Annotated in this window: 12 protein-coding genes; 2 read left to right on the top strand and 10 right to left on the bottom strand. The window is 73.0% G+C overall.

Going from position 1 to position 14,505, the window contains the following annotated elements; genetic code table 11:
- Nucleotides 1-120: 120 nt before the first annotated feature.
- On the top strand, nucleotides 121-1,119 hold the full coding sequence (locus AB0D28_RS14605) for an alpha/beta hydrolase-fold protein (RefSeq protein ID WP_357385860.1): 999 nt from the start codon (nucleotides 121-123) through the stop codon (nucleotides 1,117-1,119).
- Nucleotides 1,120-1,300: 181 nt separating this feature from the next.
- Complete coding sequence (locus tag AB0D28_RS14600; RefSeq protein ID WP_357385874.1) at nucleotides 1,301-1,936, top strand: XRE family transcriptional regulator; 636 nt, start codon at nucleotides 1,301-1,303, stop codon at nucleotides 1,934-1,936.
- A 61-nt stretch (nucleotides 1,937-1,997) separates the two neighbouring features.
- On the opposite strand, the gene AB0D28_RS14595 is transcribed toward AB0D28_RS14600, so the two are convergent.
- Genes AB0D28_RS14595 through AB0D28_RS14550 form a run of 10 tightly spaced genes read right to left on the bottom strand, consistent with a single transcriptional unit; the run spans nucleotide 1,998 to nucleotide 14,503 of the window.
- Nucleotides 1,998-3,077 carry an alpha/beta hydrolase gene (locus tag AB0D28_RS14595; RefSeq protein WP_357385858.1) on the bottom strand — a complete coding sequence of 360 codons (1,080 nt, stop codon included), beginning with the start codon at nucleotides 3,075-3,077 and terminating at the stop codon, nucleotides 1,998-2,000.
- 5 nt (nucleotides 3,078-3,082) lie between these two features.
- Entirely contained in the window at nucleotides 3,083-4,081 is a 999-nt protein-coding gene (locus AB0D28_RS14590) for an LLM class flavin-dependent oxidoreductase (protein ID WP_357385856.1), read from the bottom strand.
- Complete coding sequence (locus AB0D28_RS14585) at nucleotides 4,078-4,404, bottom strand: TIGR04076 family protein (protein ID WP_151500654.1); 327 nt, start codon at nucleotides 4,402-4,404, stop codon at nucleotides 4,078-4,080. Before AB0D28_RS14585 ends, AB0D28_RS14590 begins: the two co-directional genes overlap by 4 nt.
- On the bottom strand, nucleotides 4,401-5,405 hold the full coding sequence (locus AB0D28_RS14580; RefSeq protein WP_357385854.1) for a zinc-binding dehydrogenase: 1,005 nt from the start codon (nucleotides 5,403-5,405) through the stop codon (nucleotides 4,401-4,403). The genes AB0D28_RS14585 and AB0D28_RS14580 overlap by 4 nt, the downstream gene beginning before the upstream one ends.
- Nucleotides 5,402-5,815 (bottom strand): nuclear transport factor 2 family protein, encoded by a 414-nt coding sequence (locus AB0D28_RS14575; protein WP_357385852.1) that lies wholly within the window; start codon nucleotides 5,813-5,815, stop codon nucleotides 5,402-5,404. The genes AB0D28_RS14580 and AB0D28_RS14575 overlap by 4 nt, the downstream gene beginning before the upstream one ends.
- Nucleotides 5,812-7,077 (bottom strand): amidohydrolase family protein, encoded by a 1,266-nt coding sequence (locus tag AB0D28_RS14570; RefSeq protein WP_357385850.1) that lies wholly within the window; start codon nucleotides 7,075-7,077, stop codon nucleotides 5,812-5,814. The genes AB0D28_RS14575 and AB0D28_RS14570 overlap by 4 nt, the downstream gene beginning before the upstream one ends.
- Complete coding sequence (locus AB0D28_RS14565; RefSeq protein WP_357385848.1) at nucleotides 7,074-8,744, bottom strand: hydantoinase B/oxoprolinase family protein; 1,671 nt, start codon at nucleotides 8,742-8,744, stop codon at nucleotides 7,074-7,076. The genes AB0D28_RS14570 and AB0D28_RS14565 overlap by 4 nt, the downstream gene beginning before the upstream one ends.
- A complete protein-coding gene (locus AB0D28_RS14560) occupies nucleotides 8,737-10,425 on the bottom strand; it encodes a hydantoinase B/oxoprolinase family protein (RefSeq protein WP_357385846.1) in 1,689 nt (562 codons plus the stop codon). The genes AB0D28_RS14565 and AB0D28_RS14560 overlap by 8 nt, the downstream gene beginning before the upstream one ends.
- Entirely contained in the window at nucleotides 10,422-12,473 is a 2,052-nt protein-coding gene (locus tag AB0D28_RS14555) for a hydantoinase/oxoprolinase family protein (RefSeq protein WP_357385844.1), read from the bottom strand. Before AB0D28_RS14555 ends, AB0D28_RS14560 begins: the two co-directional genes overlap by 4 nt.
- Nucleotides 12,470-14,503 carry a dipeptide ABC transporter ATP-binding protein gene (locus tag AB0D28_RS14550; protein ID WP_357385872.1) on the bottom strand — a complete coding sequence of 678 codons (2,034 nt, stop codon included), beginning with the start codon at nucleotides 14,501-14,503 and terminating at the stop codon, nucleotides 12,470-12,472. The genes AB0D28_RS14555 and AB0D28_RS14550 overlap by 4 nt, the downstream gene beginning before the upstream one ends.
- Nucleotides 14,504-14,505 lie beyond the last annotated feature (2 nt).

The following is a 14,505-nucleotide window of genomic DNA, read 5'->3' as shown; positions in this document are numbered from 1 at the left end:
ACGACATCTACGTCGCCCTGTCCACCGGCACCACATTCAGCCCCTCCACCAAATGGCACGACTACTTCGGCCTCACCGGCGAAACCACACTCTGACCCCCATCGACTCCCAGGAGGATTCATGTCGCACGACCGGACCACTCCCCCCACCGTAAGCCGCCGCCGCCTGCTCACCGGCGCCGCCGCGGTCGCGGCGACCGGCGCCCTGGCCGGGGCCTTCACCGCGCCGTCCGCGGCGAGCGCGGCCGCCGTCGACGGGTTCGGCCTGCGCATCGTCGGCCGCAACGAGAACGGCGGCCGGTTGCAGTACTACCGCTTCGCCACCGACGCGATCGAGTGGGATCCGGCGGTGAACGTGCTGCTGCCCGACGGCTACCACACCAGCCGCAAGCGTTACCCGGTGCTGTACCTGCTGCACGGCGGCCAACAGGACTTCCGCACGTTCCACCTCCAGGACAACATCATCAACCTGACCGCCGGCCGCGAGGTCATCGTGGTCATGCCGGACGCCTCCACCGGCTGGTACAGCAACCCGGTCAGCAGCAACACCGGGCCGCGCAACTGGGAGACCTTCCACATCGCCCAGTTGCTGCCCTGGATCGACGCGAACTTCCGGACCTTCGCCGAGTACAACGGCCGCGCCGTCGCCGGCTTCTCGATGGGTGGCTTCGGCGCGCTGAAGTACGCCGCGAAGTACTACGGCCACTTCTGCTCGGTCAGCGCCCACTCCGGCCCGGCGAGTCTGCGGCGGGACTTCGGTCTCGTGGTGCACTGGGCGAACGCCACCTCGGCCGCGCTCGACCTCGGCGGCGGGACCGTCTACGGTGCGCCCCTGTGGGACGAGGCCCGGGTGAACATGGACAACCCGGTGCAGCGCATCGAGAGCTACCGCAACAAGCGGATCTTCCTGGTCGCCGGCACGTCCCCCGACCCGATCAACTGGTTCGACACGGCGAACGAGAGCCAGGTGCTGGCGGGCCAGCGTGAGTTCCGGAGCCTGCTCGCCCGGGCGGGCATCCCGCACGAGGGCCGGGAGGTCCCCGGCGGGCACTACTTCCGCCACGAGCAGTTCGTCGACGACCTCAACGGCATGATGGGCCGGCTGCGCCGCGCCGGCTGACCCACCGGGTGTCGCGGCGCCAGCCTGCCGGCTGGCGCCGCCCCCCGTCCACCAGGGAAGACATGGCGGAAGCGGACGGGAAATGCCGTGCCTCCCCCTCGCACAGGGGCGGCATGTTCGATAGGATCGAACATCCCGGGCGGATCCCCCGCCACCGCAACAGGAGGTCCTCGTGCGGTCCATGGACAGTCAGCCGCCGTCGGAGCAGGCCGCCCCCGGTGGCGCCGCGGACGAGAGCACCCCGGCGGGCCTGGTCGGCGCCCGGATCCGGCGGTACCGCAAGGAGCGCGGGCTCACCCTGCGCGGCCTCGCCTCCCGCTCCGGCCTGTCGATCGGCTTCCTGTCCCAGGTCGAGCGCGGCATCTCCTCGATCGGCCTGACCGCGCTGGGCAGCGTCGCCAAGGCGCTGGACCGCTCGGTGGCCGACTTCTTCGACGCCGGCAACGGCGCGCCGGACAGCAACGTCTCCCCGCTTCCCCGGCACTTCACGCTGACCAGGGCGGAAACGTCGGCCACCCAGTACGTGTCCGGGCAGCAGACCTACCGGATGCTCTCCGACCGGGGGCCGGACCTGGTGCTGGAGCCGATGCTCGTGCACATCGCGCCCGGCGGGCGCCGGGAGAACGCGTACGGCCACCGGGGCGAGGAGTTCGCCTACGTCATCTCCGGTGAGCTGCTCTACGAGGTCGAGGGCGTGGAGCACCGGCTGTGCCCGGGCGACAGCGTGCACCTGCGCTCGTCGGTGCCGCACCAGATGTACAACGACACCGACTCGGTGACGACAGTGGTCTCGGTGGTCACGCCCCGCCTGTTCTGAGGCACGCCGAACTCCGGGCTTGTTCACACCGGTGAACAAGCCCGGAGCAGGCGCCGGATGGTCAGCCGTCGATCGCGGTCATGGTGGCGTGCCAGATGTCCGCGCCGCTGTCGATCACGGCGAAGTGGTCCCCCGGCTGTTCGAGGTACCGGATGTCGTCGCCCGCGTCGGCTGCCGCCACGGCGTAGCGCCGGTTGGCGTCGACCAGGTCGAGACTGTCCGCCGTCCCCTGCACGAGGAGGGTCGGGACACCGACCGGCAACCGGAGCATCGGGTCGCTCTCGGCGTACCGCCGGGGCGCTGTCGCCGGTGAGCCGCCCAGGGCCGCGGAGATCGCGCCGTCGCCGAGGAAGCGCCGCTCGCCCTCGGTGAGGTCGAGGACCCCGGCCAGCGACACCGCCAGCGCGACACGTGGCCCGCTCGCACGCCCGGCGAGGTCGGCCGCGGCGCGCAGCGCGAGCTGCCCGCCGGCCGAGTGGCCGAGCACGACGATCCGGTCCAGGTCCAGCGGCCGGTCGGCGGCGAGGTCCCGCAGCACGGTGATGCCGGCCTCGACGTCCTGTGCGGTCGCGTCCCAGCCGTGCCGGTCCGGGCGCCGGTACTCCAGGTTCCAGGACGCGTAGCCACGGTCGGCCAGGTCGACGGCGAGGGCGTCCATCAGGTCCGCGCCCCAGATCGATCGCCAGAAGCCGCCGTGCAGCAGCACCGCGACCGGCGCCGGCCCGGTACCCGGAGCCGACGGCAGTCGCAGGTCGCCCCACTGTTCCGGGCCGGGACCGTAGGCGATCCGGTCGGCCGGCGCGCGGAAGCGGTGCACGGCGTGCCGGATCGCCCACGCCACGCCCCACAGTCCCCGGCCCGCCAGGTGGACCGCGCCGGGGACCGCCGTCTCGACGGTGAGGTCGTACCAGACCGCGTGCGGCGGCTGCGCGCCGATCAGCGCGCGGGCCGCTGGTGTGGGGCCGGGAAGCACCACCACCGGCTGGTCCGGCGCGGCGAGCAACGAGCGCATCTCGCCGGCCGAGGCGGCGGCGACGACCTCGCCGACGACGTCCAGCTCCGCGCAGGTGGTGGTGACGAGCGACGCCAGCAGCGCGGTGTCGGCCACCAGGCCGGGACCGGCAACGACGGTGAGCCGCACCGGACTCACCTGCGCAGCAGGGGCAGAACGGCGGAACCGAGCAGGTCCACGCCGCGCTCGTCGGTCAGGCCGTGCGGTGTGCCGAACTCGACCCGGCGTACGCCCGCGTCGATGAGCGCCTGGGCCTGCGCGGCGACCTGCTCCGGGGTGCCGGAGAAGGCGAACCGGTCGAGCACGTCGTCCGGGATCAGCCGGCCCGCCGCCTCGTCCTCGCCCGCGTCGACCAGGTCGCCGACGCGCTTGACCAGGTCGTCGGGCATCTCGACGGTCGGGTCCAGCTCCGCCACCACGGCGAGGTACATGGCCACCTCGGTACGGGCCTTGGCGCGGGCCGCCTCGCCGTCGGTGTCGACGACTGTGACCGCGCCGAGCACGATGCCGACGTCGGCGACGTCGCGCCCGGCCTTCTCCGCGCCGGTCCGCAGCCGCTCGCGGATCACCGGGACCATGTCCGGGTTGGCGCTGCCGCCCACCTTGATCTCGTCGGCGATCCGCCCGGCCAGCGCCGCGCCCTGCGGGCCCCAGGCGCCGAGCAGCAGCGGCGGGTCGGGCCGCCGCACGTCGTAGCGCAGCGCGGTGCCGGGGGCGAGCGAGAAGACCTTTCCGGTGAAGCCGGTCCGGTCGCCGCGCAGCAGGCGGTAGACGACCTGGACGGCCTCCTCGATGGTGGTCAGCGGCCGCGGCTGCGGCAGGCCGACGGCGCCCAGCCAGGTCCCCCGGGCCAAACCGAGGTAGGCCCGCCCGTGCGAGGCCAGGTCCAGGGCGGCGAGCTGACCGGCGATCTCGTACGGCGCCATCGAGTACGGGTTCAGGCAGGCCGCGCCGAGGCGTACCCGTTCGGTCGCCTGCGCCATCTCCAGCAGCGGGAAGATCGGCGGCTGGTACATCAGGTCGCCGAAGACGGTGAGCACGTCGAAGCCGTGCGCCTCGGCGGCGCGGGCCAGCCGGGCGTAGGCGCCGGCCGGCTTGTCGCTCTGCAGGCCGAGTCCGATCTCGACTGTCATGTCAGGTCCGCCGAGTTCATCGTGCGCCGGCAGGTCCGTTCCACCTTCATGACGAGCCGTTCCTCCGGGTCCGGGCAGATGAAGTGGGAGTCCTGGGCCAGCCAGTCACCCGGCGCGAGGTCACGCTGCTTGGCGGCGAGGAAGGGCAGCACCGAGGCGAGCGCGTACACGCAGAAGTGCTTTCCCTCGGGCAGCCGCAGGTGCGCGCTGTTCGTCAGTTCGAAGTGGTCGCCCACGGCCATGCCGCACACCGACCGGCCCTCGATCCGGTCGACAGTGACCTTCAGGTCGTAGATCTCCATGTCGCCGTCGCTGTCGCTCACGGTCCCTCCCCCTCGTCGATCCGTACGATGATCTTGCCGGTGGTCCTGCGTTCGGCCAGCTCGGTGAGCGCCGCGGGCGCCTCGTCCAGCGAGACGACGCGGCTGACCGGCGGCCGGACCGCGCCGGAGGCGCACATGTCGAACAGCTCCTGGTAGGCGGACTCGACGGCGCTGGCCCGCTGCCACGGGTACTGCGAGCCCCAGGAGAGGCCGACGAGCGTCGCGTTCGCCGCCATCAGCCGCAGCGGGTCGACAGGCGGTGGTGCGCCACCGGCCGCGCCCACCGCGACGAGGCGGCCCTCGAACGCCAGGCAGTCCCAGGTACGGGCGAACACGTCGCCGCCCACCGGGTCCACCACGACGTCCACGCCGCGCCCGCCGGTGGCCGCGAGCACCGCGGGCACGAAGTCCTCCGCCGTGTAGTCGATCGCCACCTGGGCGCCGTGGTCGCGGCAGATAGCGGTCTTGGCCGGGCCACCCGCGGTGGCGAGGACCCGGGCGCCCCGGGCGACGGCGAGCTGGATCGCGGCGATGCCCACCCCGCCCGCACCGGCGTGCACCAGGACGGTCTGCCCGGCGGTGGCCCCCGCGCGTTCCAGCGCGAACCACGCCGTCTGGTAGGTGACAGGCAGTGCCGCCGCGGTCACCGGGTCGATAGCGGACGGCCGCGGCACCACCACCGCGGCGTCCACTGTCACCGTCGTGCCGAGCGCGCCGCGCGGCAGCGCCGGGCAGGCGAGCACCTCCCGACCCAGCAGGTGCTCCGCTCCGGCACCGGCGGCGACGACCCGGCCGGCCGTCTCCACGCCGGGCGTCATCGGCGGGTCCGGCCGCACCGGGTACTCGCCCCGGCAGAGCATGACGTCCAGGAAGTTCAGCCCCACCGTGCGGACGGCGAGCCGTACCTCACCGGGGGCGGGCGGCGGGTCGTCGGGCAGCTCGGCGACCGACAGCACGTCCGCCGGCTCACCGGTCCGCCCGGCGACCAGCCGCCGGATCATGCCGCGCCCACCGGTTCCCGGACCAGCTCGGCGTGATGGTGCACGATCACCCAGCGGCCGTCGATCCGGCGCACCACGTCGGTGACCCGGGTGACCTCCGGCGCGTCGTCCGGGCCGAGCTGCGCGATCAGCTCGTACCGGGCCACGCCGAAGTCGTCCCACACGTCGATGCGCTTGTCCCGCGCGGCGAGCACCGCCAGCCGGGGACGCTGACCCGCGGCGTCCCGCCGGGCGCGGTACTCGTCCAGCTCGGCCCGGGTCCGCAGCGGCCCCGGCAGGTGCGTCTCCCAGGTGGTCACGTCGGGGTGCAGGTGCGTGTCGAACCGCTGCTGGTCCCCGGCGAGGAACGCGTCGTACATGTCGTCGATGCCGGCGGCGATCGCCGCCGCGCCTGAATCCGCGAACGTCATCGCGTCTCCTCCTGGTTGCGGTCGTCGCGGGCGATCTGCCCGCCCTTCATCACCCACCGCACGTCCCGGAACGCCGAGGTGTCGGCCAGCGGGTCGGCGTCGGTCGCGATCAGGTCGGCCAGCTTGCCGGCCTCGACGGTGCCGAGGTCGGACTCCGCGCCGAGCCACCGGATCGGGCCGAGCGTGCCGGCGTGGATGGCCCGTGCGGTGCCGATCCGCTCGGACATGTACTCCAGCTCCCGGATCGAGGCGGTGGTGCCCTCGAACTCCCAGAACGGGGGCATGTCGCTGCCCAGCAGCACCTCCACCCCGGCGGCGATCGCCATGTCGAAGCTCTCCAGGTGCCGGGGGCCGGCGCCGAGCGACCGGCACTGCATCCACTCCGGCACGCCCAGCTCGTCGAAGAACTCCTTGCAGCGGGTCACCAGCAGCGTCGGCACGAGAGCGGTGCCGCGCTCGGCCATCCGCGCCGCGACCTGCGGGGTGAGCTGGTAGCCGTGCTCCACACAGTCCAGTCCCAGCTCGACCGCCGCGCCGATCACCTCGGCCGGCCCGGCGTGCGCGGTGACCTTGCGGCCCCACGCGTGCGCCGTCTCGATCACCGCGCTCATCTCGTCGGCGAACAGCTGGGGCGTGTGGATGCTCTCGTGCTCACCGGCGATGCCGCCGGAGATCATCACCTTGATCAGGTCGGCGCCGGCCTTGATCTGGCTGCGCACGCCGTGGCGGAAGCCCACCGGGCCGTCGCACTCGAGCGTGTCGTTGCTCTCGTGGCCGTGCCCGCCGGTGCACACCAGCGCCCGGCCGGCGGTGTAGATGCGCGGACCCGGCACGCGCCCGGCGTTGATCGCCCGCCGCAGCGCGAAGTCGGCGTGGTCCTTCTCGGCCACGCAGCGCACTGTGGTCACGCCGGAGTGCAGCGTGCGCCGCGCGCCGTCGGCCATGTAGTGGGCGAGGTCGTACGAGCCCATCCCCTTGACGCCGTCGCCCCCGGAGCCGGGCAGCGACAGCGAGAAGTGGGTGTGCATGTTGACCAGGCCGGGCGTCAGGTACGCGCCGTCGAGGTCCACCTCGGTCAGCCGGCCGGCGGCCCGCGCCTGCTCGGCCACCTCGGCGTACGGCCCGACGGCGGCGATCCGGTCACCCCGGACCCACACCCCGGCGCCGGTCACTGGCGTCATGCCGTCCACCACGCGGGCGTCCAGCACTGTGCAGTTGCCGAGCAGCACGCTCGGCTGCTCGGGCGAATAGGCGGCACTCACGCGATCACTCCATAAACGTCTCGGGCGGCCCCCGGGGAGACGTAGCCCTCGGCCACGTCCCGCCGTACCGCCTCCGGATCCCTCGATCTCGGGTCGCCGTGCCCACCGCCACCGGCGGTCAGCAACGTCACCCGATCCCCCACCGCCACCGCGGTACGCCGTGTGCTCACCCGGTGCTCCCGGTCCGTGCCCGGGAACACCACCACCTGGTTCGGCTCCGGCTGTGCGCCGCCGGCCAGCGCCCACGGCGCGCTCTTCGTCTTCTTGATCACCGTCAGGAACTCGCCCGACGTCACGAACCGGATGTCCCGCCGCAGGCCGCAGCCGCCCCGGAACCGGCCGGCACCACCGGAGTCCGTCCGGATCTCCAGGCGCTCGAAGAACATCCCGGTCTTCGACTCCAGCACCTCGACGGGCGTGTTGCGCGCCTGGGTCTGGCACAGGTGGTTCGCCGGTCCGATGCCGTCGTGCCGGGGCGTGCCGCCCCAGCCGACCGGGTCGTTGTTGCTGACCGCGAACATGTCGCCGGTGTCCGGGTGCCGGCCCACCATCATGAACCCGGGCACGTCACCGCCGGAGGAGGCGGCCAGCCCGTCCGGCATGCCCTGCGCCAGCGCCTTGAGGATCAGCTCCAGCGCGACGGTGCCGGTCCACTGGGTGAACGTGGCGGCCGGATACCGCGCGTGGAACAACGTGCCGGGCTCGGCGCGTACCCGCAGGGGCGCGAAGTGCCCGGCGTTCGTCTGCTCGCCGGGCGTGGTGACGCCCTTGAACGCGACCCGGCAGGTGGCGATGGTGGCGCCGAGCGGCAGGTTCACCGGCCCGGGCACCGCCGGGGACGACCCGGCGAAGTCCACAGTGAACTCGCCGTCGGCGACCGTGACGGTGACCCGCATCCGGGTCGGCTCGTCGCTGACGCCGTCGTCGTCCAGCCAGTCCTCGGCGGTCCAGCTGCCCTGCGGCAGCGCGGCCACCGCCTCCCCGGCACGCTGCGCGGCGGCGTCGATCACCCGGTCGACCACCGCGTCGACGACGGGCGGACCGTAGTCGCGGTACAGCTCGGTCACCCGCCGCTCGCCGGTACGCAGCGCGGCGATCTGCGCGTTGAGGTCGCCGATGACCAGCTCCGGCATCCGGGAGTTGAACCGGATCAGCTCGTGGATCTCCGGCACCGGCTCGCCCCGGGAGTACACCTTCGTGCCGGGGAAGATGATCCCCTCCTGGTGCATGTCCGTGGAGTCGAGCACGTAGCCGGGATCCTTGGCGCCCAGGTCCATCCAGTGCGCCCGGATGCACAGGAAGCCGATCAGCTCCTCGCTGTCCGGCAGGACGACCGGCGCGAACATCGTCGCGTCGTAGGTGTGCGCCGCGTTCCAGTACGGGTAGTTCAGCAGCACCACGTCGCCGCGGTGCAGGTTCTCCCGGCCGACGTACTCGACGCCCTTGCGCAGCGAGTAGTCGTTGGCGCCGAGGAAGCGGGACAGCCCCGTGGACTCCGCGACCAGCCGCAACCGCCGGTCGTAGATGGAGATGCCGAAGTCGTACACCTCGTAGATCACCGGGTTGAACGCGGTGCGCACCAGCGCGGCCCGCATCTCCTCGGCGGCCGAGACGAGGTGGCTGCGGACGACCTCGACGGTTGCCCCGTCGACCGTCGGCTCACCCATCGACGTCCACTCCGTAGACGTCCCGGGCCGCCTCCCGGGAGACGTAGCCCTCGGCCACGTCCCGCCGCACCGCCTCGGGGTCGCGGTCGCCCGGGTCGCCGTGCCCGCCGCCGCCGGCGGTCAGCAGCGTGACCCGGTCACCCGCCGCCACCACGGTGCGCTTGGTGCTCACCCGGTGCTCGCGGTCGGTACCCGGGAACACCACGATCTGGTTCGGCTCCGGCTGCTCGCCGCCGTCGAGCGCCCACGGCGCGCTCTTCGTCTTCTTGATGACGGTGAGGAACTCGCCGGAAGTCAGGAACCGGATGTCCCGCCGCAGGCCGCAGCCGCCCCGGAACCGGCCCGCGCCACCGGAGTCCGCGCGGATCTCCCAGCGCTCGAAGAACATCCCGGTCTTGGCCTCCATGACCTCGATCGGGGTGCCCCGGCCGGTGCTGCCGGAGACGTGGGTGGCGGCGTCCATGCCGTCGTGCTGCGCGGTGCCGCCCCAGCCCACCAGGTCGTTGTTGCTGACCGCGAACATCTTGCCGGTGTCCGGGTGCAGGCCGACCATCATGAAGCCGGGCACGTCGCCGCCGGAGGAGGCGGGCAGCAGGTCCGGCATGCCCTGGGCCAGCGCCTTGAGGATCAGTTCCACAGCGACGATGCCGGTCCAGAGCGTGAACGTGGGCTGCGGGTAGACGGCGTGGAACAGGGTGCCCGGCTCCGCCCGCACCTCCAGCGGCGCCACGGTGCCGGCGTTCGACGGCTCGTCGCGCGAGGTGAGCGACTTCAGCACGACCTTGCAGATCGCCTCGGTCGCGCCGAACGGCATGTTGATCGGGCCGCGGGTGGCCGGCGCGGAACCGGCGAAGTCGACGATGAAGCGCCCGTCGGCGATGGTCACCGTGGCGCGCATCTTCACCGGCTCGTCGGTGATGCCGTCGTCGTCCACCCAGTCCTCGGCGGTCCAGGTGCCCTGCGGCAGCGTCGCCAGCGCCGCGCGGGCACGGGCCTCGCCGTCGGCGATGATGCGTTCGATCGCCTGGTCCACCGTGGTCCGGCCGAACTTCTCGATGATCTCCAGCATCCGGCGCTCGCCGGTGCGCAGTGCGGCGATCTGCGCGTGCAGGTCACCCAGCACCGCGTCCGGCATCCGCGAGTTGAAGCGGATCAGCTCGTGGATCTCGCGCACCGGCTCGCCCCGGGAGACGACCTTGGTGCCCGGGAAGATCAGCCCCTCCTGGTGCATGTCGGTCGAGTCGAGCACGTAGCCCGGGTCCTTGGCGCCCAGGTCCATCCAGTGCGCGCGGACGCAGAGGAAGCCGACCAGTTCGCCGTCCGCGTCCGGGTCGGCCTCGTCCGGCCGGAACACCGGGGCGAACAGCGTCGCGTCGTAGGCGTGCGCCGCGTTCCAGTACGGGTAGTTCAGCAGCACCACGTCGCCGCGGTGCAGGTTCTCCCGGCCCACGTACTCCACGCCCTTGCGCAGCGAGAAGTCGTTCGCGCCGAGGAAGAACGTCAGGCCGGTGGCCTCGGCGACCAGCCGCAGGTCGGCGTCGTACATCGACAGGCCGAAGTCGTGCACCTCGTAGATGACCGGGTTGAAGGAGGTACGGATGAGGGTGGCCCGCATCTCCTCCGCCGCCGACAGCAGATAGCTGCGGACGACCTCGACCTGGGCTCCGTCCAGCGTGGTCATGCGGCTTCCTCCAGGGTGACGAGCAGGTATCCGTGGTCGTCGACGGTGACCCGCTGGCCGCTGGGCACCACTGTGGTGGAGGTGCCCTCGTCGACCAGCGCCGGTCCGTCGAAGGTGTCGCCCGGCTCCAGGCGGGCCCGGTCGTAGACCGCGAACGGCACCACAGCGTGCTGCCCGAAGTCGTAGGCGTCGCGGTGCGCCAGCAGCGCCTGCGACGGGTCGCCGTCGCCGCGCGGCAGGGTCTCCAGCTCCGGCCGGTCGGTGCGCCCGATGCCGCGCACCCGCAGGTTGAGGATCTGGAGCGGGTTGCCCATGGTGTGGCCGTACCGGGTGCGGTGCGTCTCGTCGAACGCGGCGCGGACGGCGTCGCGGTCCAGCTCACGCCCAACGGTGACCATCAGGCTGTGCTCCTGGCCGAGGTAGCGCAGCTCGAACTGCCGCTCCAGCACCGCCTCGCCGGCGGGCACGCCCTGCGCCACCAGCGACGCGACCGCCTCGGCCTCGACCGCCTTGAACAGCTGCTCCAGGTCCGACAGGTCGGCGTCGTCGAGGGTGGCCATCACGGTACGGCTGAAGTCGTTGACGATGTCGGCCGAGAGCATGCCCCAGGCGGAGAAGCCGGACGGCGCGAACGGCACGACCACCTCGCCGATGCCCATCTCCCGGGCCAGCAGCGGCGCCAGCAGCGGGCCTGCCCCGCCGAACGCGAGAAGCGCGAACTGCCGGGGGTCGTGCCCCCGCTCGACGGTGATCTGCCGGACCGCGCCGACGGTGCGGGCCAGCAGCACGTCGAAGACACCAGCCGCCGCGTTCTCCACGCTCAGGCCGAGCGGATCGGCCAGCTGCTCCTGGATCGCGGCCCGCGCCTCGGCGTCGCGCAGACCCATGGTGCCGGCGAGGAACCGGTCCGGATCCATGTAGCCGAGCACCACAGCGGCGTCGGTGACCGTCGGCCTGGTGCCGCCCCGGCCGTAGCAGACCGGGCCCGGGTCGGCGCCCGCGCTCTGCGGGCCGACCTTGAGCAGGCCGTGGTCCAGCCAGGCGATCGAGCCGCCGCCGGCGCCGATGGTACGGATGTCGTACGTGGGGATGAGCAGCGGGAAGTGCTCCAGCTGGGCCTCGTACGCGGCGACCGGGTTGCCGCGCTCGATCACGCAGGCGTCCAGCGAGGTGCCGCCGATGTCGAACGTGAGCACGTTGTCCCGGCCCAGCTCGGAGGCGACGTACGCGGCGCCGACGATGCCGCCGGCCGGACCGGAGAGCACCGTGTGCGTGGGTGCGGTCTTGGCGACCGCGCTCGTCATCGAGCCGCCACCGGACCGCATGATCAGGAAGCGTCCGGAGAAGCCGCGCTCGGCCAGGCCGGCCTCCAGCTCGTCCACGTACCGCTCGAAGATCGGCCGGATGTACGCCTCCAGCACAGTGGTGCTGGTGCGCTCGTACTCCCGGTACTCGCGCACGATGTCGGTCGACAGCGACAGGCTGACCTCGGGGAACTCCTCGTGGATCAGGCGCGCGGCCTCGCGCTCGTGGCTCGGGTCGAGGAACGAGTGCAGGAAGCAGATGGCGATCGAGGTGACCTGCTGGTCCACCACGAGCGTGCGGGCGGCCTCCCGGACGCTGTCCGGGTCCAGCGGCTCCACCACGCGTCCCCGGTAGTCCAGCCGGCCCCGCACGCCGGCGGTGAAGCGGCGCTGCACCAGGCTCTCCGGCCGCTGGTACTGGAAGTCGTACATGTGGTCGGACGGCACGTTGCCGCGGCCGATCAGGAAGATGTCCCGGAAGCCCTCGTTTGTGATGATGCCGGTGCGGCCACCACGACGCTCCAGCACCGCGTTGAGGCCGAGGGTGGTGCCGTGGATGAAGAGCTCCACCTCGGACAGGTCGGTGCCGAGCGCGGTGATCGCGTTGAGGACACCGTCCGCGGGCCGGGCCGGGGTCGTCGCCGCCTTGCGGAAGCGGACCCGGTTGGTGCGCGTGTCGAGCTCCATGGCGTCCACGAAGGTCCCGCCGATGTCGACGGCGAGCCGGATGGGGCGACGGGTCATGGCGTGACAGCCTGCCTTCCGATGAGGGCGGGAAGCTCGGGAACGCGCCAGCAGGCGGCCCGGCTCTCGCCGTACGACTGAAGCTCCTGCTGCTCCGATCGGCACCGGTCGGTGACGAACGGGCACCGGGCGGCCAGTGGGCACCCGGTCGCGGCGTCGGCTTCCTCCAGGTCCTTGACCAGCTCGACGGCCTCGCCGTCGGACCCGGTCGTCCCGCCGAGGCGGGGGGCGCTGCCCAGCAGCGCCCGGGTGTACGGGTGCCGGGGCGTGTCGAAGACGACGTCCACCGGCCCCTCCTCGACGACCCGGCCGAGGTAGAGCACCACGACCCGGTCGGCGAACCCGCGCACTGTCGCCAGGTCGTGGGAGATGAACACCGAGGCGCGGTCCGCGTCGGCCGCCACGTCGGCGATCACATCGAGGATCTGCGCCTGGACGGTGACGTCCAGCGCCGAGGTCGGCTCGTCGAAGACGATCAGGTCCGGCTCGCCGACCAGCGCGCGGGCGATGCCGATGCGTTGCGCCTGGCCGCCGGAGAGCTCGTGCGGGTAGCGCCGCAGGATCGACCGGTCCAGCTCCATCCGGTCCAGCACGGCGGTGACGCGCTCCTCCCGCTGCGCCGGGGACAGGCCCGCGGCGCGCAACGGCTCGGCGATGGAGTCGCCGACGGGCCGGCGCGGGCTCAGCGAGCCGATCGGGTCCTGGAACACGAGCTGGGCCCGGGTCCGGGCCCGGCGCAGCGCCCGTCCGCGCGGCCGGGCGCGGCCCGGCTGCTTGACCAGCGCCTGCCCGGCGACGGTGACGGTGCCGGACGTGGGCGCGACCAGGCCCATCACGAGCTTGGCGAGGGTGCTCTTGCCGCAGCCGCTCTCACCCACCACGCCCAGCGTCTCGCCCGGCCCGAGCCGCAGCGTGACGCCGCGCAGCGCGTGGTGCCCGCCGGAGCCGAAGCGGCTGCGATAGACGACGTGCGCGTCCTCGATCTCCAGCACGGCCGGCTTCGGGTCCGCGCCGGACGGCTGTGCGCCGGACGCCACGGGCGTGTGCGACGTGTGCGGCACGTCGGCGTCGAGCGGCCGGGTCTGCGGGTGGAAGCAGGCGAGCGACCACTCGTCGCCGCCGGGCACCGGCGTGGTGGCCGGGCGGCGCGACGAGCAGGTGCGGTCGGCGTGCGCGCACCGGGCGACGAACGGGCAGTTGTGCGGCGCCTCGGTCAGCAGCGGCATGGCGCCGGGGGTGGCGACGACAGGCCGGCCGCCGACGTCCGGCACCGAACGCAGCAGCGCCCGGGTGTACGGGTGCGCGGGCTCCCGCAGCACCTGCGCGGCCGGGCCGCTCTCCACCACGGTGCCGGCGTAGAGCACCACCACCCGGTCGCAGACCTCCGCGATGGACGCCAGGTCGTGCGAGATCAGGAGTACGCCCCGGCCGTCGGTGTCGGCGGCGTGCCGGAACTGGCGCAGGATCTCCCGGGTCAGCGTCACGTCCAGGCCGGTGGTCGGCTCGTCGGCGATCAGCAGCTCCGGCGCGCAGCCGGTGGCCAGCGAGATCATCACCCGCTGGGCCATGCCGCCGGACAGCTCGTGGGCGTACGCGTCGAGCCGCCGCTGCGGGCTGCGGATGCCGACCGCCTCGAACAGCTCGCGCGCCGCCTCCCGGGCCCGCTCGCCGGACATCTCCTGGTGGGTGGCGAGCCGGTCGACGAGTTGCTTGCCGATGGTGCGGGTGGGGCTGAGCGCGCCGCGCGGGTTCTGGAAGCAGATCGCCACCCCCCGCCCGCGGTGGGCGGCGAGCGCGGCGTCGTCCATGCGCAGCACGTCCGAGTCGCCGAACAGCACCCGCCCGGTGGCGTGCGATCCGCCGGGCAGCAGCCCGACGATGGCGCGGGCCACCATGCTCTTGCCGCCGCCGCTCTCGCCGACCAGGCCGACGACCTCGCCCGGCCGGACGGCGAAGCTCACGCCGCTGAGCGCGGCCACCTGCCGGCCGGGCCGGCGGATCGTCACGGAGAGGTTCTCGATCGACAGCATGG

Origin of the sequence: Micromonospora sp. NPDC048169 (assembly GCF_040652815.1) — a bacterium.
Lineage (GTDB): Bacteria > Actinomycetota > Actinomycetes > Mycobacteriales > Micromonosporaceae > Micromonospora.
The sequence above is the reverse complement of the archived record's forward strand: the minus strand, read 5'-3'. Positions and strand labels throughout refer to the sequence as shown.

Coding starts and splice junctions, on each gene's coding strand:
- AB0D28_RS14605 (WP_357385860.1), top strand. CDS start 121: ATGTCGCACGACCGGACCACTCCCCCCACCGTAAGCCGCCGCCGCCTG.
- AB0D28_RS14600 (WP_357385874.1), top strand. CDS start 1,301: ATGGACAGTCAGCCGCCGTCGGAGCAGGCCGCCCCCGGTGGCGCCGCG.
- AB0D28_RS14590 (WP_357385856.1), bottom strand. CDS start 4,081: ATGACAGTCGAGATCGGACTCGGCCTGCAGAGCGACAAGCCGGCCGGC.
- AB0D28_RS14580 (WP_357385854.1), bottom strand. CDS start 5,405: ATGATCCGGCGGCTGGTCGCCGGGCGGACCGGTGAGCCGGCGGACGTG.
- AB0D28_RS14575 (WP_357385852.1), bottom strand. CDS start 5,815: ATGACGTTCGCGGATTCAGGCGCGGCGGCGATCGCCGCCGGCATCGAC.
- AB0D28_RS14565 (WP_357385848.1), bottom strand. CDS start 8,744: ATGGGTGAGCCGACGGTCGACGGGGCAACCGTCGAGGTCGTCCGCAGC.
- AB0D28_RS14560 (WP_357385846.1), bottom strand. CDS start 10,425: ATGACCACGCTGGACGGAGCCCAGGTCGAGGTCGTCCGCAGCTATCTG.
- AB0D28_RS14555 (WP_357385844.1), bottom strand. CDS start 12,473: ATGACCCGTCGCCCCATCCGGCTCGCCGTCGACATCGGCGGGACCTTC.
- AB0D28_RS14550 (WP_357385872.1), bottom strand. CDS start 14,503: ATGCTGTCGATCGAGAACCTCTCCGTGACGATCCGCCGGCCCGGCCGG.